The organism is Rhodococcus sp. UNC23MFCrub1.1 (assembly GCF_000686025.1).
Lineage (GTDB): Bacteria > Actinomycetota > Actinomycetes > Mycobacteriales > Mycobacteriaceae > Rhodococcoides.
This window is the reverse complement of sequence record NZ_JMLQ01000007.1, coordinates 204013-223266: the sequence shown is the minus strand read 5'-3', so window position 1 is coordinate 223266 and position 19254 is coordinate 204013. Positions and strand designations below refer to the sequence as shown.

General features: G+C 67.4%; 21 protein-coding genes. 7 read left to right on the top strand and 14 right to left on the bottom strand.

Features of this window, described 5'->3' with window-relative positions:
* The first annotated feature begins 36 nt into the window (after positions 1-36).
* Both BR07_RS25265 and BR07_RS0117420 read left to right on the top strand, forming a co-directional pair.
* Positions 37-1980 (top strand): S9 family peptidase, encoded by a 1944-nt coding sequence (locus BR07_RS25265; protein WP_051613528.1) that lies wholly within the window; start codon positions 37-39, stop codon positions 1978-1980.
* Between the two features lie 23 nt (positions 1981-2003).
* Positions 2004-3503, top strand: coding sequence for an alpha/beta fold hydrolase (locus tag BR07_RS0117420; protein ID WP_231476417.1), 1500 nt, complete (start codon positions 2004-2006; stop codon positions 3501-3503).
* Positions 3504-3511: 8 nt separating this feature from the next.
* On the opposite strand, the gene BR07_RS25260 is transcribed toward BR07_RS0117420, so the two are convergent.
* The 3 genes from BR07_RS25260 to BR07_RS0117405 all read right to left on the bottom strand — a co-directional run bounded on the left by BR07_RS25260 (position 3512) and on the right by BR07_RS0117405 (position 5325).
* The gene (locus tag BR07_RS25260; RefSeq protein WP_197027826.1) at positions 3512-4162 is read right to left on the bottom strand and encodes a sigma-70 family RNA polymerase sigma factor; all 651 of its coding nucleotides are present in this window, start codon (positions 4160-4162) and stop codon (positions 3512-3514) included.
* Positions 4163-4400: 238 nt separating this feature from the next.
* Complete coding sequence (locus tag BR07_RS0117410) at positions 4401-4913, bottom strand: MarR family winged helix-turn-helix transcriptional regulator (protein ID WP_027506523.1); 513 nt, start codon at positions 4911-4913, stop codon at positions 4401-4403.
* A gap of 55 nt (positions 4914-4968) precedes the next feature.
* Positions 4969-5325 carry a nuclear transport factor 2 family protein gene (locus tag BR07_RS0117405; RefSeq protein WP_037186316.1) on the bottom strand — a complete coding sequence of 119 codons (357 nt, stop codon included), beginning with the start codon at positions 5323-5325 and terminating at the stop codon, positions 4969-4971.
* Between the two features lie 247 nt (positions 5326-5572).
* Here BR07_RS0117405 and BR07_RS27430 point away from each other — a divergent pair, with 247 nt between their 5' ends.
* Positions 5573-5731 carry a hypothetical protein gene (locus BR07_RS27430; RefSeq protein ID WP_197027825.1) on the top strand — a complete coding sequence of 53 codons (159 nt, stop codon included), beginning with the start codon at positions 5573-5575 and terminating at the stop codon, positions 5729-5731.
* A 61-nt stretch (positions 5732-5792) separates the two neighbouring features.
* The gene (locus tag BR07_RS0117395; RefSeq protein ID WP_197027824.1) at positions 5793-6620 is read left to right on the top strand and encodes an IclR family transcriptional regulator; all 828 of its coding nucleotides are present in this window, start codon (positions 5793-5795) and stop codon (positions 6618-6620) included.
* Positions 6621-6631: 11 nt separating this feature from the next.
* On the opposite strand, the gene BR07_RS0117390 is transcribed toward BR07_RS0117395, so the two are convergent.
* The 4 genes from BR07_RS0117390 to BR07_RS27665 all read right to left on the bottom strand — a co-directional run bounded on the left by BR07_RS0117390 (position 6632) and on the right by BR07_RS27665 (position 9320).
* Positions 6632-7417: an SDR family oxidoreductase gene (locus BR07_RS0117390; RefSeq protein ID WP_027506520.1), complete on the bottom strand. Its 786-nt coding sequence runs from the start codon at positions 7415-7417 to the stop codon at positions 6632-6634.
* Between the two features lie 181 nt (positions 7418-7598).
* Positions 7599-8168: a maleylpyruvate isomerase N-terminal domain-containing protein gene (locus tag BR07_RS0117385; protein ID WP_027506519.1), complete on the bottom strand. Its 570-nt coding sequence runs from the start codon at positions 8166-8168 to the stop codon at positions 7599-7601.
* Between the two features lie 271 nt (positions 8169-8439).
* Positions 8440-8829 (bottom strand): transcriptional regulator, encoded by a 390-nt coding sequence (locus BR07_RS27670; RefSeq protein ID WP_051613526.1) that lies wholly within the window; start codon positions 8827-8829, stop codon positions 8440-8442.
* On the bottom strand, positions 8826-9320 hold the full coding sequence (locus BR07_RS27665) for a hypothetical protein (RefSeq protein ID WP_027506518.1): 495 nt from the start codon (positions 9318-9320) through the stop codon (positions 8826-8828). The genes BR07_RS27670 and BR07_RS27665 overlap by 4 nt, the downstream gene beginning before the upstream one ends.
* Before the next feature lie 74 nt (positions 9321-9394).
* On the opposite strand from BR07_RS27665, the gene BR07_RS26340 reads away from it, so the two are divergent.
* Both BR07_RS26340 and BR07_RS25245 read left to right on the top strand, forming a co-directional pair.
* Positions 9395-9871, top strand: a complete 477-nt coding sequence (locus tag BR07_RS26340; RefSeq protein WP_051613525.1) for a hypothetical protein — start codon at positions 9395-9397, stop codon at positions 9869-9871.
* Positions 9868-10542 (top strand): hypothetical protein, encoded by a 675-nt coding sequence (locus BR07_RS25245; protein WP_051613524.1) that lies wholly within the window; start codon positions 9868-9870, stop codon positions 10540-10542. The genes BR07_RS26340 and BR07_RS25245 overlap by 4 nt, the downstream gene beginning before the upstream one ends.
* Before the next feature lie 6 nt (positions 10543-10548).
* On the opposite strand, the gene BR07_RS25240 is transcribed toward BR07_RS25245, so the two are convergent.
* The gene (locus BR07_RS25240) at positions 10549-10974 is read right to left on the bottom strand and encodes an SRPBCC family protein (protein WP_037186314.1); all 426 of its coding nucleotides are present in this window, start codon (positions 10972-10974) and stop codon (positions 10549-10551) included.
* Positions 10975-11069: 95 nt separating this feature from the next.
* Between BR07_RS25240 and BR07_RS0117350 the strand changes: the two genes are divergently transcribed.
* Positions 11070-12308 carry an AGE family epimerase/isomerase gene (locus BR07_RS0117350; protein ID WP_155957087.1) on the top strand — a complete coding sequence of 413 codons (1239 nt, stop codon included), beginning with the start codon at positions 11070-11072 and terminating at the stop codon, positions 12306-12308.
* Between the two features lie 58 nt (positions 12309-12366).
* Here the strand turns inward: BR07_RS0117350 and BR07_RS27425 are convergent, their stop codons facing one another.
* The 6 genes from BR07_RS27425 to BR07_RS0117320 all read right to left on the bottom strand — a co-directional run bounded on the left by BR07_RS27425 (position 12367) and on the right by BR07_RS0117320 (position 19252).
* Positions 12367-12504: a hypothetical protein gene (locus tag BR07_RS27425; protein ID WP_197027823.1), complete on the bottom strand. Its 138-nt coding sequence runs from the start codon at positions 12502-12504 to the stop codon at positions 12367-12369.
* Between the two features lie 239 nt (positions 12505-12743).
* On the bottom strand, positions 12744-13370 hold the full coding sequence (locus BR07_RS0117340) for an isochorismatase family protein (RefSeq protein WP_027506515.1): 627 nt from the start codon (positions 13368-13370) through the stop codon (positions 12744-12746).
* On the bottom strand, positions 13367-15256 hold the full coding sequence (locus BR07_RS0117335; RefSeq protein WP_037186312.1) for a hydantoinase B/oxoprolinase family protein: 1890 nt from the start codon (positions 15254-15256) through the stop codon (positions 13367-13369). Before BR07_RS0117335 ends, BR07_RS0117340 begins: the two co-directional genes overlap by 4 nt.
* A gap of 35 nt (positions 15257-15291) precedes the next feature.
* The gene (locus BR07_RS0117330; RefSeq protein WP_027506514.1) at positions 15292-17346 is read right to left on the bottom strand and encodes a hydantoinase/oxoprolinase family protein; all 2055 of its coding nucleotides are present in this window, start codon (positions 17344-17346) and stop codon (positions 15292-15294) included.
* Positions 17347-17384: 38 nt separating this feature from the next.
* On the bottom strand, positions 17385-18590 hold the full coding sequence (locus BR07_RS0117325) for a CaiB/BaiF CoA transferase family protein (protein ID WP_027506513.1): 1206 nt from the start codon (positions 18588-18590) through the stop codon (positions 17385-17387).
* Positions 18587-19252 (bottom strand): GntR family transcriptional regulator, encoded by a 666-nt coding sequence (locus tag BR07_RS0117320; protein ID WP_027506512.1) that lies wholly within the window; start codon positions 19250-19252, stop codon positions 18587-18589. The genes BR07_RS0117325 and BR07_RS0117320 overlap by 4 nt, the downstream gene beginning before the upstream one ends.
* Positions 19253-19254 lie beyond the last annotated feature (2 nt).

The following is a 19254-nucleotide window of genomic DNA, read 5'->3' as shown; positions in this document are numbered from 1 at the left end:
GCTCGACACCCGCCCCACCAGAGGAAAGGACCTCCCATGACCACTGCACCCGAACTGATCGCGATCGACGACCTCTTCGGCCCGCCCGCCGCGGTCGGTGCTCGAATCTCTCCGGAAGGCAACAGAATCGCTTTCCTCGCACCGTGGCGGAACAGGCTCAACGTCTGGGTGCAGGACATCGCCCCGGATCTCTCCGCCGTGGGCGATGCCCGATGCGTGAGCGCTGACGAGACCCGCAGCGTCATGAAGTTCGAGTGGACCGACGACCCCCGGTGGCTGCTGTACCTGCAGGACAGCGGAGGCGACGAGAACCACCACGTGTTCCGTGTCGATCTCGACGATCCCCGCAGTCCCGCCGTCGATCTCACGCCGTTCCCCGGCGCTCGTGCGATCGAACTCCTGCCCGTGCACGGGAGTGCAGGCAGCTACACGGTGATGCTCAACGCACGGAACCCTGCCGAGTTCGACCTCCATAGGATCGACGTCGCGACGGGTGAGATCACCATGATCGGACGCAGCGCCGGGACGGACCGGCTGCTGATGCTCGCGGAGGGCGACACGGTCGTCGAGCAGGAGATGACCGACGACGGCCGCCTGCTCCTGTCCCGAGTCACCCCGTCGGGAACACGGAACCCGATCGTGTCGATCGACGCGACGGACTACCCGGTCGGGATCACCCCGACCCAGATGACCCCGGACGGCACAGGCTTGTGGATGGGCTCGACCCGCGGCCGCGATCTGATTCACCTCATGCGCCTCGATCTCGACACCGGTGAGGAGACCGTCGTCGATTCTCATCCGACGCTCGAACTCGACGCGGTTCGCCGCGCCGTCGAACAGACGTCGTCGCCCTTGATCTGCGACGCCGGGACCGGCGGCCTGCTCGGGGTGCGATACCTGGGCGAGCGCCAGGAGATACGAGTCCTCGACGAGCGCTTCGGAGAGGTTCTGGCAGCACTCGAACTGCTCTCGGACGGCGATGTCGGCGAACTGTCCTCGGACCGGAGCGGACTGCGCTGGACCGTCAGTTTCGTGCGCGATCGGGATCCCGCCGTCACCTATCTCTACGACCACACCACGGGTGCGAGCCGCCAGTTGTTCCGTCCGTACCCGCATCTCGAGCCGACCGCGATGGCGCCGATGGAACCGGTGACCATCGAGGCGCGCGACGGGCGTGCGCGGCCGTCCTTCCTGACGTTGCCTCTCGGCGTCGACCCGACCGCGCTGCCGATGGTGCTGTTCGTGCACGGCGGCCCCTGGTATCGCGACTCGTGGGGTTTCGATCCTGCCGTGCAGATGCTCGCCAACCGCGGGTATGCGGTGCTGCAGGTCAACTTCCGAGGTTCCACCGGCTACGGGAAGGCTCACACCAACGCTGCGGTGGGGGAACTCGCGGGCGCGATGCACGACGACCTGGTCGACGCGGTGAAGTGGGCCGTACAGCAGGGGTACGCCGATCGTGAGCGCGTCGCGATCATGGGCGGCTCGTACGGCGGGTACGCCGCGTTGGTCGGCGCGACCTTCACCCCCGACGTGTTCACCGCGGCGGTCGATCTGGTCGGCATCTCGGACCTCGCCAACTTCATGAGGACACAACCGTCCTTTCTCCGGGCCAGCCTGGTCAACAACTGGTACCGGTTCGTCGGCGACCCGAGTGACCCGGAGCAGGAAGCGGACATGCTCGCGCGGTCCCCGATCAGCCGTCTCGACGCGTCCACGGCGCCCCTGCTCATCGCGCAGGGAGCCAACGACCCTCGTGTCACCAGAGCCGAGTCCGACAACGTCGTCGCCACCCTCCGCTCGTGTGGGGTCCACGTCGACTACCTCGTCTCCGACGACGAAGGACACGGGTTCGTCAACCCCGAGAACACCATCGCGTTCTACCGCGAGGTCGAGCGGTTCCTCGCCCAGCACCTGGGTGGGCGCGAGCATTCCACGAGTCCCTCGTCGGTCCACGCACCGAGCGGGTCGCTGTCGTGATCCGCAGGAGGACAGGAGTCACCGTGGCAGTCGCTGCGCTGGTGCTCGCCGGGTGTGCGCAACCTCGGACCGAGCCGGATCTGAGCAGTGTTCACGACCAGGACGTGGCCTTCGAATCGTGCGACGGGTACGCGGTGACGTCGGCCGATGCCACTGCGTTCGCCGCCGACCCGACCTTCGAGTGCGCTCGCGTGACCGTGCCGTTGGACTACGACGATCCCGACGGTCGGACGGCGCAGATCGCCCTGCTGAAGGCACCCGCGCGGGGTGAGCGAATCGGGTCACTGCTGCTCAATCCGGGTGGGCCCGGTGGGCCGGGAATGAGCATGGCCGCCGCGGGTGCGACGACCTTGGCGGACAGTCGCGTGACCGAACACTTCGACCTGATCGGCTTCAATCCTCGCGGGGTCGGTGCGTCGACACCGGCGATTGACTGTTTCACCGATGCCGAGAACGACGCCGGCGAGGCGTACACCACGGTGCTGACCGGCTCGAGAACGCTGACGGAGGACGACTCGCGTCGCCTGGTCGAACGCTGCGCCGAGCGCTCGGGCGGCGACGACGTCCTCTCGGCGGTCGGAACTCGAGATGCCGCGCGGGACATGGACATTCTGCGAGAGGTGCTCGGCGACGAGAAACTGAGCTACCTCGGTCAGAGTTACGGAACGCGACTGGGAGCGGTGTACGCCGAGATGTTCCCTCAGAACGTGCGCGCCATGGTCCTGGACGGCGCCATCGACCCCGCTCAGAGCACGGCCGACCGCAGAGTCGACCAGTTCACCGGCTTCCAGCGCTCGTTCGACGAGATGGCCGCGTCCTGTGCGGCGTCTCCGGACTGTCCGCTGGGCCCCGATCCGAGCAGGGCGGTCGAGAGGTTCCAGGACATCGTCAGGCCTCTCGTCGAGGATCCCATCGTCACCGAGAGCGGTCGGCGCCTCGACTTCGACGCTGCATACGGAGCGGTGGTCGCGGGACTCTACGACTCGACGGTGTGGCCTGTCATCATCCGAGGAATAGCCGAGGTCACTGCGGGGCAGGGAGACACGTTGCTGAAGATCCTCGACGTGTTCGGTGGCCGCGACGAGGACGGCACCCACCCCAACTTCAGCGAAGCGCTCTACGCCGTCAACTGCATGGACGAGGACCGCAACACACCGGAGGAGGAAGTCGAGCTCAAACGGAGAATTCAGGAGATCGCGCCGTTCACGGACGCGGGACTCGGTCCGGAGGGGGCTCGTGATCCGTGCGAGTTCTGGCCGGCCGAGCCGACACTCGGAATTCCCTACGCACAGGATGTCGAGGGCGTTCCCGACACTCTGACGATCTCGATCACCGGTGATCCGTCCACGCCCTACGAAGGAGGTGTGAACCTCGCGGACACTCTGGGCGGAACGCTGCTCCCCGTGGACGGCGAGCAGCACACCGTCGCGATCTCCGGTGCGAATGCCTGCGTGAACGACATCGTGGCCGACTATCTCGTCGAGCTGGCCACACCCGAGGCAGGGACTCGCTGCACCCTCTGAGCGCTCGCTCAGGCGGTGCGCGCGAGGTGAAGTCGCAAGCGCAGCAGGGCGTCTCGCACGCGGGTCTTGACGGTGGCATGCGGTACGCCGAGCCGCTCGGCTGCTTCGCGGCAGGACAGGCCCTGGAAGTAGACCAGGTCGACAGCGGTTCTCTGCAGACTGGTCAGTTCGATCAGCGCCTTCGTCAGCAGATCGTTGTCGGCGTTCGTCCACACCGCTTCCCAGACGCCGTCGTGGTCGCGGTCGAAATGCGATGCGCTGTACTTCGTGTCCCGCCTCGCCGACGCGGTGTCGGAGCGCGAACGGTCGATCGCTCGTCGGCGCGCGAGAGTCGCCAACCAGGCGTGAGGTGTCCCTCGGTCGGAGTCGAACGTTCCGGCCGAGGTCCACACCTGGAAGTACGTCTCCTGAGCCGTGTCCTCGGCGCGCGCACGGTCTCCGAGAACTCGCAACGCCGCTGCGAACACCACGGGTCGAGTGACCAGCATCAGTTCGACCATCGCACGGTCGTCCCCGGAGGCGATCAGGCCGAGCAGGACACCGCATCGGTCGCGAAGGTCTCGGTCCAGCGCAGCGGCGTTCGCCTCGGTCGCTGCACGATCGACATCGAGAAATGGCGGGCGCGCTCGTCGCGGAGATGCGTACTCCGCCGTGGTCATGGGCTGATTCTGCATCATGCGGGCCCCGACGCTCGCATGAACGGACACCGCGTATCTCGCGTCGTGCGCCGTGCGGTCCGTTTCCTGAGCAGCGGGCGACCAGGAGTTCGTGAATCGCGCCAGTCTCGGTGTCAGGGAGTGTTCGAGGGTCGGTAACCCGTGAGAAGCGCCGTGAGATCGGATGTGTCGTTGCTCTCCCGGGTTCCCGTCCGACTCCGACTGATCGGCGTCGGGTGACTCACGGACGGTCGACAGGCCGGGGCAGTGTCCCGTGTCGGATCAACTGGTCGTAGATGCCCTCGAACATCGTCGACATCTCCTGCACCTGAGGGGGAGTGAGGGCATCGAAGAAGACGGACCGCACGAAGTCGATGTGTCGCGGCGAGACGTCGGCGAGGGTGTCGTCACCTCTGTCGGACAGTGCAACTCGGGTCACTCGACGGTCGTCGGGGTCGGTCGCCAGGGTCACGAGTCCCCGTGCGCTCAGGCTGCGGAGCTGATGCGAGACCCTGCTGCGCTCGGAGCCGATGCGGGTGGCGAGGTCGGACACCGAGAGCGTGCGCTCGGGATCGCTGACCAGCGCCACCAGTACGTCGTAGTCGGCCAGGGAGATGCCGTGATCGCCGCGCAGCTGGTGATCCATCTCGTAGCGCATCCGCAGGTGCACCTTCATGTAGGCGTACCAGGCCCGTGTCTCCTCCTCGCCGAGAAAGGCGTAAGGAGACTCGGATGCCACGTCGTACTCGGTCATCGTCCTGTTGTACCCGGCCGACGACGGACGGCCCGCATCGAGGCGGCCACCGACCTCAGGTGAGGATGACGGTGTAGACCTGTGCCAGGAGGCCGTCGCGAACGATGCCGACATCGGCTCCGCGGACGACGGGATCGGAGCCCTCGGGCCCGAGTGCCCACGCCAGGTAGCCGGCGTCCTGCATGAGGTGAACGCTGCCGTCCGCGGTGAACACGAATCCCGGTGCGTCGTCGAGGATCGCCTGCACCTTGGCATCGAGTGCGTCGTGGCCCTGCACCCGAGCCTCGGCATCGGAGAAGACGACGTCCTCCGTGTACGTCCGCGCGATGGCGGCCCGCCTCGCTGCGGGGTCCCGTTCGCCGAAGACCTGCAGGAGGTTGGCGTGCATCAGCTGCCCGATCGACTCTGCCATCGCTGGGCTCCCGTTCCATATGGGTGAAGGTTCACCCAAATTAGGCGCGGCCGGTCTCCACGTCAACCGCGTCGCGAGAGGGTGGCGCCACAATGGAACGGGTCAATGGACCGTCCGTGGGGGATCTGCCATTCATGCCCGAGTCGACCTCCGGTGATGGATCCTGATCGTGGAGATCGAGAGTGTGGTGTGACCTGCCGGGTCACCCTCTCGGTCAGAGCTGAGTCGGGCGATGAACTATGCGGAGATGTCCACCGATCTGTTGCAGGAACGGTACGAGCGGCTGGTGACGGACCGCCGTTCCGCCATTGCCCGCGACGCGCCACCGGACGACGTCGTGTCGGTCTCCAACGAGTGCACCCGGGTGCGCCGCGAGTTGGACCGTCGCGCCCGTCGAGTTCTGTGATCGACGAAACCCGTGGGCTCGATCTTCCGCCCCTGCGGCGGTGCTGAGAGACGATGGGGGTGTGCTCGACGACGATCGAATTCCCCGTGATCCCCCGACCCCCGACGTCCCGACGCGGTTGCGGCGCGCCGGAGCCGGCGGAGTCGCCACGGTGGAGAAGACCCTCGCCGTGCTCGAGGTGGTGGCCGATCGCGGCGGCGCCACCGCCAAGGAGGTCTCCGAGGTGCTGGGCTTCCCGCTGCCCACGACCTACCGTCTGCTGCAGGTACTCGTCGGTTGCGACTACCTCGTTCATCTCCGAGCGCGACAGCGGTTCGAGCTGGGATACAAGTTGGCTCGTCTCGGTGTCAGCCTGCATCGCCAGGTCGGCGTGCCTGTGCCGGTGCGGCAGCGTATCTCGAAGCTGCACGAGACACTGGGGACGGCAAGCTACTTCGCCGTCTACCGCGGGTCCGACGTTGTGGTGGCGCATGTCGCCGACTGCGCCACCCACCCCCGCATCACGCCGCTGAACTTCGGTTTCCACGAGGCCGGGCACGCGACTGCCTTCGGCAAGATCCTGCTCGCTGCGATGTCCCGCGAGGACGCAGCCGAGTACCTCGACACCCATGGCACCGAACGGCTCACGTCCACGACCATCACCGACCGCGACGAACTGGAACACCACCTCGCCGAGGTGTCCCGTCGTGGGGTGGCATGGGAGCGTGAGGAATTCGTTCCGACGAAAGCGTGCGCTGCAGTGGCTGTCCATGATGCGTCGGGTGCGGTCATGGGAGCCGTGGCCATCAGCACCCCCGATCGGGAAGTGGACCGTCGACGGGCGGCCGAGGTGGAGCACGCGTTGCGGTCCGCGGCGAACGAGATCAGCCGGTGGTTGCGCACCGGCTGACCTCGTCCGCGTCAGGAGAACTGGATGCCACCGTCCACGAGCATCGTCTGACCCGTGACGTAGTCGGAATCCGGAGATGCCATGAAGCTCACGAGCTTCGCCACATCGTCGGGCACCGATACTCGGCCCAGCAGGATCGACTGGGCGTTCTCGGCGAGCGCCTCGCCCTTCTGCTGGCCGTGCTTCGCGGCGAGCTTCTCGTCGATGAGATCCCACATCGCCGTGCCGACGATGCCGGGGCCGTAGGCATTGACGGTGATGCCGTGTTCGGCCCACTCCATGGCCGCGGCCTGGGTGAGACCGCGTACGGCCCACTTCGTCGCCGAGTAGGGGCCGAGAAGTGCGAAGGGTCGGAACGCGACGATCGAGGCCGCGCCGATGATCTTGCCGCCGCCTCCCTGCGCGATGAACTGGTTGGCCGCGGCTCGGTAGGAATTGAAGACGCCTTTGACGTTGACGTCGAAGATCTTGTCGAAGTCGGCGCTGTCGTACTTCAGCAGCTCTTCGACCTGGGCGATTCCGGCATTCGCGACGAAGACGTCGAGGCGCCCGCCTGCGTCCACCGCGGTACGCACCAACGATTCGACCGAGGATTCGTCCACGACGTCGACCGCGGCGCCCGTGGCCACACCGCCGGCACCGACGATCGTCTCGACGGTCTCGTCGACACCGTCCTTCGAACCAGGCAGGTCGGCGACGACGACGTGAAGACCGTCTCGGCCCAGGCGTTCGGCGATGCTCTTACCGATTCCTCGGGCTGCTCCGGTGACGACGGCGACGCGTGGGTTCTGGCTCATGGAGACCTCCGTGACTCGGTGAATGATTCTCATCCAGATCACACCTGCACGGTCCCGGGCGTCCAGAGTCGTTATCGCGGAGTGAGAACGGGGACGTGTGGACGGTTCTGTCCGCGGGCACGCCGAGCTCGAGCAGAGAGCGCAGCACGAGCGAGACGAAGTGCAGGACTGACGCGGCGCTTCAGCGCCCGAGGACGTGCGGATCGCGCCCGATGAATCCGAGAAGCCTCGTCTGATCGTCGGCGTCGTCGGGTATGGCGACAGCCGGCCCGTACTGGCCGGACGACCGCATGAGCTCCTCGATCGGCCGCATGCCGTCGACCAGTTCGGCGCAGTAGTCGGCGTCGAGTGAGAGGTCCTGCCCGCCGGCCGCGGCGAGGTCCCACGAGTGCATGAAGACGTCGGGTACGTAGAACTGGCCGACCGCCGCGGGAAGTGGCATCTCGCCGATCATCGGATGGTGGAACGGGGTCGCGGCGTCCGGCCCGTCCAGCACTCTCTGCACGGCGTCGCTGTGGACACGCCAGGCATCGACCGGGTCCTCGAGTGGTGAGCGCCCACGATCGAGTTCCAGCCCGGTGGCCGTCGCCAGAAACGCCGGGAACCAGTCGACGAGGTGCGCCACCACATCCCGTGCGGTCCAGCCGTCCACGGGCGCCGGGGCATCCCAGGCCGACGTGGACTCGACGAGCGTGGTGAAGGTCGCGGCGACGGCGCGGTGACGGTCGGCGGTCTCGCGCGGCAGTGTCATGCGCGCACTGTGCTCCGTCGTCGCCCTCACGTCAATCGTGCGCGAGCGAGTCCGAGCCGAGCAGGGTGCCCGTGTCGGCGGGCGCTCGGATCGTTGCGTCACCGGTCTCCCCGCGCACAGGATGCGACCCGAATTCTGCCTGTGCCGCTGCGCTGTTCGACGGTGACGGGTCATTGATATCGAGCCCCGGTGAACTCGAACGGCGGGTGAGTCGACGTCGGCGTGAACAACGTGGATACGACGTGGATCAGGCGACGGCGCCGTGCGGTCGTCAGCCGAATTCGGGTGTCGGTCCGAAGTGGGGAAGTCTCGTCGACAGTGGTTGCCGAGCCGTCGACTGTTCCGGGCGACCGTGCGCGATGAGTCCGAGTTCTGCGATGTGAGAGTCGAACGCATCGCGACCGACCCGGGTCAGCTCGACCCACGTCACCAGTCGCGAGTCGCCGCGGGAGAGTGACGTCGTCTTCTTCGTCGACAGGTAGCCCGCGTCCGACAGAGCTCGGAGATGTTTGGACAGAGACGCATCGCTGATCTCGAGGGTGTCGCGGATGATGGCGAAATCGATCTCGTCGACTCGGCGTAGAAGCCCGCAGATGCGCAGCCGGACCGGTGCGTGGATGACGGCATCGAATCGTGGTTCGGGGCCGCGATCCTCGGTCACGACCGTGGTCCGGAGTGCGCCCGGCCGGACGGGCGTCGGACGTCGTCTGCGTACAGATGGCGGCGATACTCGCGGTCGAACAGGCGGCCGCCGAACAGCACGAGCACGAAACACAGCGCCTGTGGCACGAGGACCCACCACGCGGACAGAGATGCCACCAGACCGTAGGAGACACTCAACGATCCGAGCACGGTCACCAGGAGCCCACCGAGAACAGACCACCCGACGGCACCCACGCCTGACGGGCGTACCCCCGTCAGGCGGGGATAGAGCACCGTCGTCACGATCGCGGCCGCGACCAGAACGGACGTCGACACCGAACGCACGTGGCCGTCGGGCAGCGACGGTGTACCGACGTACAGGGCGGTCAGTGCCGCGAAGGTCGGATAGAACCATGTCGGCGCCACGAGACGGTCGGCGAGAACAACTCGGTCGGCATGGATCTCACTCAGCAGGGCGCGAGCATCGTCCGGCGACCGATGGCTTTCCATGACGGAAACATTAACACTTTCCGCGCCGGAAAGTGTTACGTTCGGCGGGTCGTGCAGTCCACTCGAGGAGGGTCATGAAGAAGCGCCCGATCAGCACTCGCGCCGTCGTCGTCACCGGCGCCCTGACGGCAGTCGTCACGGTGGGTGGCACCGTGAACGCCGGTGCGCAACCGATGTACTTCTCACCGGAGCAGCGCATCCACACTCTCGCCGAGGTTCCCCAGTGCCTCGCCGGAACGGTCGATGTCAGAGTGACCAGCGGCTACACCCCTGACGAGATTCACGCTGACTTCACGACCCATCTGTACAGCCCCGCGTGGGTGGGGCTGGCCGACTACGAGTGCTACGTGACCATGTACGCGGACTGGCACAATCACGACACCGGCGCCAGCGGTACCGCCGAACACCGAGTGGCGAGCTGGCGTTTCCAGGGCCCCAACGTGACCAACCCCTATCTCGACATCGACACGGGTGCAGGCCCGGTCACCGTCACGTTCAGGACGAACACCCCGCACACGCCGAGCCCCACTTTCGAGGTGCCGGCCCGATGACGGCGATGCGGACGTTCGTCGCTCCGATCGCTGCACTGTGTGCGTCGGCTCTGGTGGGGTGTTCCGGCGGGGATTCCGCGACGGATGCGCCGGCTGCGGGGACCACGGTGGCCACGTCGACGGTGGAGCCGACCACCACGACACCGGCGGTGGAGACTGCGACGCCTCCTCCACCCGGTGCGGAGGTGTCGGGAGAGTCCACTGCCACCCCGCCGCGGCGAACCCCGGAGGAGGTGTCCGACCTGTTTCCCTGGAATCAGCCGCGTCCGAGCCCCGAGTCGGGAACGGTCGACCCGGCCCTGTTCCAGACCGCCCCTGGCCTGACGAACTTCACGACGCCCAGCGGAAACGTGCAGTGCGGGATCTGGGCCGGTGGCTCACCCGCGGGCCAGGTCGGATGCCAAGCGGTGACGAGTGTGCAGCCGGTCGACGGCCCGATGTGCACGAATGCGCCGAACGACAAGTACGCGGTCCGTGTCGACGATGCCGGCTCACACCATCTGTGCACCACGCAGGGCATCTACACGAGCCCGGCACCTCGAGTCCTCGAGTACGGCGAGGTTCTCTCGACGTCCGGAGTGGTGTGCTCGTCCGACGTCGACTTCGGCGTGACCTGCTGGGGCACCGCCGGTGCATTCATGTTCGCTCGCGACTGGAACGAGACCTTCTGACCCTCGTCAGGGAACGAGGTTGCCGATCTTGGCGGAGATGGTCGAGGTGAGAACCTTCGCGACGACGAGAGCCAGGCCGGGAACCGGAGCGTCGAATCCGATGGTGTAGTCGAGAGCGGTGCCGCCGTCGGTCGTCGGGGTCAGGCGCTGGGTGCCCCAGTGTCCGCGCAGCGGTGAGCCCTTGGTGATCTTGTACTCGATGAGGGTGTTCGGTTCGGAGACGATCGTCGTCTCGTGGAAGGCGGGCAGCGGGCCGAGCTTCAGTGCGCGCGTGGAGCCGACACCGTTGCGCGAGCTGTCTCCGTCACGAACACGCGTGATCTTCGCTCCGAACAGGGGGCCGAGGTTCTCGTGCTCCGACAGGGCTGCGAACACGACATCCGGTGCGGACGTGAACGTGTGGGTGACGTGGACGCGCGTGGGTGCTGCCATCAGAGGGACTCCTGTTCGATGCGGGACCCGATCATGTCAGCACCGGTGCCGCTGTTCCGAGCCGGGAGGCGCCGACGGTCTCGTAGGGTGACGCGGTGTCCTCGAACGAGATGCCCGCGGGTCCCTCCTGGCCGACGCTTCCGTCCCACAGGTCGTGGCTCGACGGCGAATCCGCCCGGTTGCTCGACTTCGGCCGCACTCTCGATCACCCGTCGGGAGGCGCGGCGTGGCTCGACGACACGGGCGAGCCGGACCTGACGCGGCCGGTGTTCACCTGGATCACCGCGCGCATGGTGCACGTGCAGTACCTCGGTGCGCTGCTCGGGCATCCGGGCTCTCGCCGCAGAGCCGACCGACTGTTCGACGGACTCCTGACGGTGCTGCGCGACGACCGACACGACGGCTGGGTCGAGTCGACCGACGACGCGACCAAGTCGGCCTACACGCACGCCTTCGTCGTTCTCGCGGCGTCGACGGCCACCGCGGCGGGTCACCCTCGCGGACCTGCACTGCTCGCCGAGGCACTCGCCGTCGTCGATGCCCGGTTCTGGGACGACCGCAGTGGCATGTGCGTGGACACCTGGAACGCCGACTGGTCGGAACTGGACGACTATCGCGGGATCAACGCGAACATGCACATGGTGGAGGCGATGCTCGCGGCAGTGGACGCCGGCGCCCCCACGGTGTGGCGCGAGCGGGCCGCTCGCATCTGCGACAGCGTCATCGAGTGGTCCGAGGCCAACGACTGGCGCATCCCCGAACACTTCACCACCGAGTGGGAACCGCTGCTGGAGTACAACTCCGACAGTCCGGCCGATCAGTTCAAGCCCTACGGTGCGACGGTCGGTCACGGTTTCGAGTGGTCGCGCCTGATGCTGCAGGTCTCCCTCGTGGCCACCAGCGCGCGCGGCCACGACCACGTGGACGTCGCTCGATCGCTGTATCGGCGCGCCGCTGCCGACGGATGGCAGGAAGGGTCGACGCCCGGCTTCGTCTACACGACCGACTGGACGGGCCGGCCCGTCGTGACCCAGCGATTGCACTGGGTGCTGTGCGAGGCGATCGCCGCCGCCGCGACCCTGCTGCGGTGGACCGGAGAAGGGCAGTACGAGAACGACTATCGCGCGTGCTGGGATCACGTAGCCGACTGCTACGTCGACCGAGCGCGCGGATCGTGGCACCACGAACTCGACGAGCACAACGCCGTGGCGACGAGTGTGTGGGGCGGGAAGCCCGACATCTACCACGCAGCCCAGGCGGTGTGGATCAGTCGGTATCCCACGGGATCGAGCCTTGCGGCGGTGCTGAGCGGCGGTATGCTCGATCCACGGTGACCCGATGCCCGTGCGCGTCGTCGCACGGTTCCCCTACTGCATCGGGATCGACATGGCATCACGTACCGCCGACGAGGGAATTCGCCGGCACCGTCCCTCTCGACCGCGGCGCGATGGCGCGGCGCTCCGGTACCTCGACGAGTGGCGTGACCACGTCGAGCGCACGGAACGGCGCGTCGCTCGCGGTGGCGCCCACCCCGTGTCACGTGCGTGGGAATGGACCGGCCCCACGGGGTGTCCGATGTGTGACGGTGACCTTCCGACCGATGCCCGGGCGCGTCTCGCCGGGCTGCTGCACAACGGCGGGCGGCGCGCTCATCGCCTCGCGGTCGCCGTCGACACCCTCGATACTCGCTTACGCTCGGCGACAGTCGAATCGGAGCGACCGCGATCGATGCCGTGGTGGCAACGACGAGTGCCGTGGATGTGACGCAGTCACCCGGACCGTCCCCAGTGCCCCACCGCCTCGTCGAGGGTGAGAACGTCCGCGTACTTCGCACGCAGGTCGAGCAGGTTCGACTCGTGCATCCCCGCCTCCCGATCACCACATGCGTCCGCGACCACGAGTGGCCGGAATCCGTGTTGCAGAGCGTCGGTGGCGCTGGCGCGGATGCAGCCACTGGTGGTCAGGCCGCAGATGTAGAGGGTGTCGACACCGCGTGCGGTGAGGGTCGCGGCGAGCGACGTGCCGAAGAAGGCACTCGCGTACTGCTTCGTCACGACGGTCTCGCCCGCTGCGGGCCGCGGGGCCGACGGGAAGTCGCCGAGATCCGAGCCCTCCTCGAACACGCTCAGCGCCGGGATCTTCCGCATGAACAGCCCGCCGTCGGCGCCGCCGGCCTGATAGCTCACGCGAGTGAAGACGACCGGTACCCCGGCGTCGCGGGCTGCCGCGACGAGAGTCGCGGCAGCGGCGACGGCGTCCTCCACGGGAGCGCGCAGGGGCGACCCGTCGACGAGGTACGCCTGCACCACGTCGACCACCAGTACCGCCGCGCTGCGCCCCGGTCCGAGATCGCCGGCGAAACCCGACTCGCGATACGACCCGAGCGTGTCCGTCACGCGCGCACCGCCTTCCGTACGTTGACGGGCGGACGTGGCGCCGGCAGACCGGTCTCCTCCTCGCACCGTTCGAGGATGACTTCGAGGGACGGACCCTTGTCGAACACCTCGATCTCGCCCCGCTCGGCTGCCATGCTCTCGCGTCGGCCCGCGGATGCGTCGGCATCGATGACACCGTCCGCGTCGCAGACGACGCCGTAGCCGGTCAGAGCGCCGTCGGCGCTGACGAGGCCGCGACGCACCTCGAGCGCCACCAGCTCGGGATCGCGCGTCAGCGGGTCGCCCCAGCCGCCGCCACCCCACGTCACGAAGTGCAGCACATCGCCCCGCGACACCTCGACGTCGTGAATCTTGCTGGGGAGGATCTCGGTCTCACCCGACGCGCGGATCAGCCACTTACGTCCGCGTGCACCGGGTTTGCCGCCGTTCACACCCCACGGATAGGTGAGCCAGCGATCGTCGTGGATCGCGATGGTGCCCGGCTCCTCGAAGTAGTAGGCCACGTCCACGCCGTTGCCGCCGCGATGCAGACCGGCGCCGCCCGTGTCGGTGACCGTCTCCCACCGCTCGATGCGCAGCGGGTAGTACGACTCCAGGTACTCGCAAGGGATGTTGACGAACGACGGCCACAGCGAGTGTCCGTCCGGACCGTCACCCATCGGTCGGCCGGGGATGCCGCCGAAACCGATGGAGTACAGCTGGAACCACTCACCGTCCCGCGGTCCGCCGTCGTAGTGGCCCGAGTACATGAAGTGGGGTGACGACGAGAACCCGGCGGCATTGAGGATGTCCGGATTGTTCTTGCCCAGGAGCCCACCGAAGAGGTCGAACACCCGCCCGATGCCGTGGTTGCGGCCGTTGAGCGCCGCGGGATAGCGCGGTTTCCAGAACGAGTCCTCGGGAATGGTGACGTCGATCAGCGGATAGAAGCCGTCGTTCCAGAGGATCTGCGGATCCGCCACGGTGATGACGTAGATCCCGAAGAACATCCGGACGAGGTTCTCGTTGATGAAGTAGTTGATCGGACCGACCGCCTGCGGCGCCGCCTTGCTGAAGTCGAGGTGGATCTTCTCGCCGTGCCGGGTCAGTGTGATCGCGAGTTCGTAAGGTCCGTAACCACATCCGTCGTCGCAGATGAAGTCGTTGAACTCGATGGTCTCACCGTCGACGAAGAGCATCGCGAGCAGCACCTTCATCGCCTGGTAGTTGCGGTCCAGCAGTGCGTCGAGGGCGGACAGGTAGACGTCGACACCGAATCTGTCGCACAACTCGACGATGCGCCGGGACGCCGTCGAACACGCGGCGACGAGCCCGTTGAGATCGGCTCTGTTCCAGTCGGGCTTGCGGACCTGGTTGAGGATGATGTCGAGCGCGGTCTCGTTGAGCTGCCCCTCGCTGTACAGCTTGAAGGGCGGGATGATGACGCCCTCCTCGAAGATGGTGTGCGCGTCGGTGGGCATCGACGACGGGGTCTTTCCGCCGACGTCGGACATGTGGCCGAACATCGACGACCATCCGACGACGCGGCCGCTGTGGAAGATCGGCAGCACGATGAGCCAGTCGTTGGCGTGGCTGATGGCGGCACCGCACGCGTACGGATCGGAGGTGAGGAGAATGTCGCCCTCACCGACGGTCCCGTTGAAATTGTCGAGGAAGTCGGGCACGGACAGACCGAACTGCCCGACGACCATCTTCCCGCTCGGATCGGCGATGAGCGGGAACTCGTCGTGCTGCTCGCGGATACCGGGTGAGAGTGCGGTACGGAAGAGCACCTCGTCCATCTCGTATCGCGCGTTACGGAGCGCGTTCTCGATGATGTCGAGCGTGATCGGATCCACGGGAACCGTGGTGAAGGGCGTGGTCGAGGTCTCGATGATCGTGGCCATCAGGTCTCCTGAGATGAGTTCCGGGCGAGAGGGGATCAGCGGGGAGCGATGAGAAGGCTGGCGCTGGAGTGGACCGTCGCGGCGTGACCGGAGAGGACCAACGTGGTCGAGTCCATCTCGGTGATCACGGCGGGTCCCTCGACGACGTTGCCTGCCAGCAACTTCGCCCGGTCGTAGATGCCGGCCTTCGCGTACTCGCCGTCCATCCACACGTCGTTCGTGGACACCAGTGCGGCCGACGGATCCGCACCGCCCTCCTCGAGCGGCTGGAACGCCACGTCCGGTCGCGGCCCGCTGACCGTGACGCGCAGGTTGATGACCTCACGTTCGTTCTTCAGCAGGAAGGAGAAGAGACGCTCGTGCTCGGTGTCGAATGCCGTTCCCAGAGTGGACAGCAGATCGCCGGACTCGAGTGCGCTCGCGTCGAGGTCCACGGGGATCTCGAAGCCCTGGCCCTGGTACCGGAGATCCACCTGGTACTTCGCCGTCTGCTGATCCGCGGGCACGCCCTCGGCCGACAGTCGTGCGGCCGCGGACGTCGCGAGTTCCGCCAGGGCGGTGCGCAGCTCGGCGTCGTCGGTGTCGGAGAACGCACGGATCATCGTGCGAGCGCTCTCGTCGCGGACGCAGGTGGTGGCGTCTCCGTAGGCGCAGAGGACGCCGGGCGACGGCGGGACGATGACGGGCCACGCGCCGGTGAGACGCCCGAGTGCGTTGGCGTGCAGCGGACCTGCGCCACCGAACGACACCAGTGCGAAGTCGCGGGGGTCGTAGCCTTGCTGCACGCTCACCAGTCGGAGTGCGCCGAACATGTTCTCATTGACGATGTCGACGATGCCCGACGCCGCTTCCTCGGGACTGCCGAGCCCGATGGCGTCGGCGATGGTCGCCACTGCCGTCCTGCTCGCGTCGACGTCGAGGCTCACCTCACCGCCCGCGAGGGTGGCAGGCAGGTACCCCAGCACGACGTTGGCGTCGGTCACCGTCGGCTCCGTGCCGCCGTTGCCGTAGGCCGCGGGCCCGGGGTCGGCTCCCGCGGACTGCGGACCCACCCGCAGCGCCTTCGTGAGCTCGGGGACATGGGCGATCGACCCGCCGCCGGCACCGACCGTCCGGACGTCCACACTGGTGGCGCGCACAGCGAGGTCGCCGACCTTGGTCTCACGACCGATCCGCGGCTCACCGCCGAGGACCAGTGCGACGTCCGTCGACGTGCCGCCCATGTCGAAGGTCAGGAAGTCGGAGTAGCCGGCCTGCTCGGCGAACCACACCGCGCCGGTGACGCCTCCCGCCGGGCCCGACAGCAGCAGGGACACCGGTGACTCGGCCGCCTTGGCCGACTGCACCAGGCCACCGTCACTGCGCAGGATCGACAGCGGCGCTGTGATGCCCTTCTCCTGCAGCGACCGGTCGAGGTTCCGCACGTAGCGAGAGACCTCCGGCTGCACGTAGCTGTTGGCCACCGTCGTCAGAGTGCGTTCGTATTCGCGCATCTCGGGAAGAACCTGGCTCGAGATGGAGACCGGAATGCCGGGCAGTTCGCTCTCCGCCCAGGCCGCGACCTGCTTCTCGTGCGAGTCGTTCGCATACGAGTTGATCAACGAGATGGTCAGCGCCTCGATGCCGGCACCGGCCAGTCGACGCAGTTGCGCGCGGGCCTGCTCCTCGTCGAGAGGAGTGATCTCCGACCCGTCGGCAGCCAGTCGCCCGACCACCTCGACGGTGTTCTCGAGCGCCGCGAGCGGTTCCGGCTTGGGCCAGATGATCCACCCCGCGAGCCCGCCCGGGACGAAGGAGCGCGCGATCTGCAGCACCTGGCGGAACCCGTCCGTGGTGACGAGCCCGACGCGCGCACCACGTCCCTGCAGGATGGCGTTGGTCGCGACCGTGGTGCCGTGCAGAACCTGCCCGATCTCCGACGGCTCGATCTCGGCCTCCGCGCAGACCTTCGCGATGCCGTTGAGCACACCGACAGACTGGTCCGCCGGGGTGGACGGTGTCTTGGCTCTGAAGGTGGTGCCGGTCGTCTCCTCGAGAAGCAAGACGTCGGTGAAGGTGCCGCCGACGTCGACGCCGAGTCGATAACGCATGGTGTTCTCCCGTGCTGTGAGGGTGAGAGGAGCGAAGGTCAGATGATGCCGCGCTCCGCGAGCGCCGCCCGGTCGGAATCCGTGACTCCGAGGAGTCGTCCGTAGATGTCGGAGTTGTGTTCTCCCAGTTCGGGTCCGGCGTGCCGCACCGAGCCGGGACTGTCGCTGAGCTTCGGTGCGACGTTCGCCATGGGGATCTCGCCGAAGTCCGGGTGCGCCAGGCGCACGATGGCCTCGCGCGCGGCGAAGTGTGGATCGTCGAACATGTCCCGCGCCGTGTAGATGCGACCGGCGGGAACGCCCGCCTCGTGCAGGAGGTCGAGCACGGTGTCGGTGTCGAGGGCGGACGTCCAGGCCCCGACGATGTCGTCGAGCTCGGTCATGTTCTTCCCGCGCGCCTCGTGGTCGCGGTAGCGGGCGTCCTCGATCAGGTCGGTCCGGTCCATCGCGGTGACCAGTCGGCCGAACACCGAGTCCTGGTTGGCCGCGACGAGGATCATCTCGCCGCCCAGGGTGGGATAGACGTTGCTGGGCGCGATGTTCGGCAGCACGGAGCCGGTCCGCTCACGCTGATACCCGCCGATCTCCCACTCGGGCAGCAGGGATTCCATCATGGCGAGCACCGCTTCGTAGATGGCCGAGTCGACGAGCTGCCCCCGTCCGGTGTTCTCCCGGTGATGCAGCGCGGTGAGGACGCCGATCGTGGCGAACACGGCTGCCAGTGAATCACCGAGGGAGATACCGGTACGAGAGGGCGGCATCTCGGGATTGCCGGTGACGTAGCGGATTCCGCCCATGGCCTCGCCGATGGACCCGAAGCCCGCCCGCGGTGCGTAGGGGCCGTTCTGGCCGTACCCGGTGACCCTGGCCATGATGAGGCGCGGATTGATCTCCCGCAGTGCGTCGAACCCGAGGCCCCAACGCTCCATCGTGCCGGGGCGGAAGTTCTCCACCACGATGTCGGCGTCCGCGATGATCCGGCGGGCGAGGTCCTGACCCTCGGCGCTGCGCAGGTTGCAGGTCACGGACTTCTTGCCGCGCGCGACGACGGGCCACCACAGGGACTTGCCGTGCGGCTTCTCCCGACCCCACTGGCGCATCGGATCGCCGGTGCCGGGCGGCTCGAGTTTGATCACCTCGGCGCCGAAGTCGGCCAGCAACTGTCCGCAGAAGGGGCCGGCGAGAAGCTGACCCATCTCCACGACACGCAGATCGGACAGTGGGCCGGTGGGGGCCTCGCTCATGAGGACTCCTTCGTCTCGTCGGTCGTGAGGGCTTGGAGCAGAACATGTTTGGCGGCGCGGACGTGGGCGCGCATCACCGAGTCCGCCCACGTCTCGTCGCCGGCGCGCAGAGCCGCGACCAGGTCGCGATGGTGGGCGTGACTGCGTGCGAGATCGACGGGGGCATAGCGATGGAAGGTGCGCATCACCAACGGCAGCTGGATCACCGCTCCGAGCATCGAGATGAGGCGGGTGCTGGCCGCGGCAGTGCGCACGATGGCGTGGAACTCGTCGTTGAGCTGCGCCATCAGGTCCAGGCGTTGATCTGCTCCCTCCCCGGCCGCGGTTTCCATGAGGTCGCACAGCTCGGCGAGTCGGTCGATGTCCTTCTCGCCGATACGTGAGGCCGCCCGTGCCGCGGCCATGGCCTCGAGCGTCATCCTCAGGTCGTAGATCTCCTCGAGGTCGTCCGCCGTCCACTGGTACACCCGAGCCCCGCGATGCGGCAGAACCTCGACGAGTCCCTCCATCTCGAGCTGTCGCAGCGCCTCACGCACCGGTGTCCGGCTGGTCTCGGTGAGTTCGGCGATCTCGACCTCTCCGAGACGTGCACCGGGCGCATACGTCCCGGACACGATGCTGTCGCGGATGTGCGCGTAGACGCGGTCGACGGCTCTCGCCATGG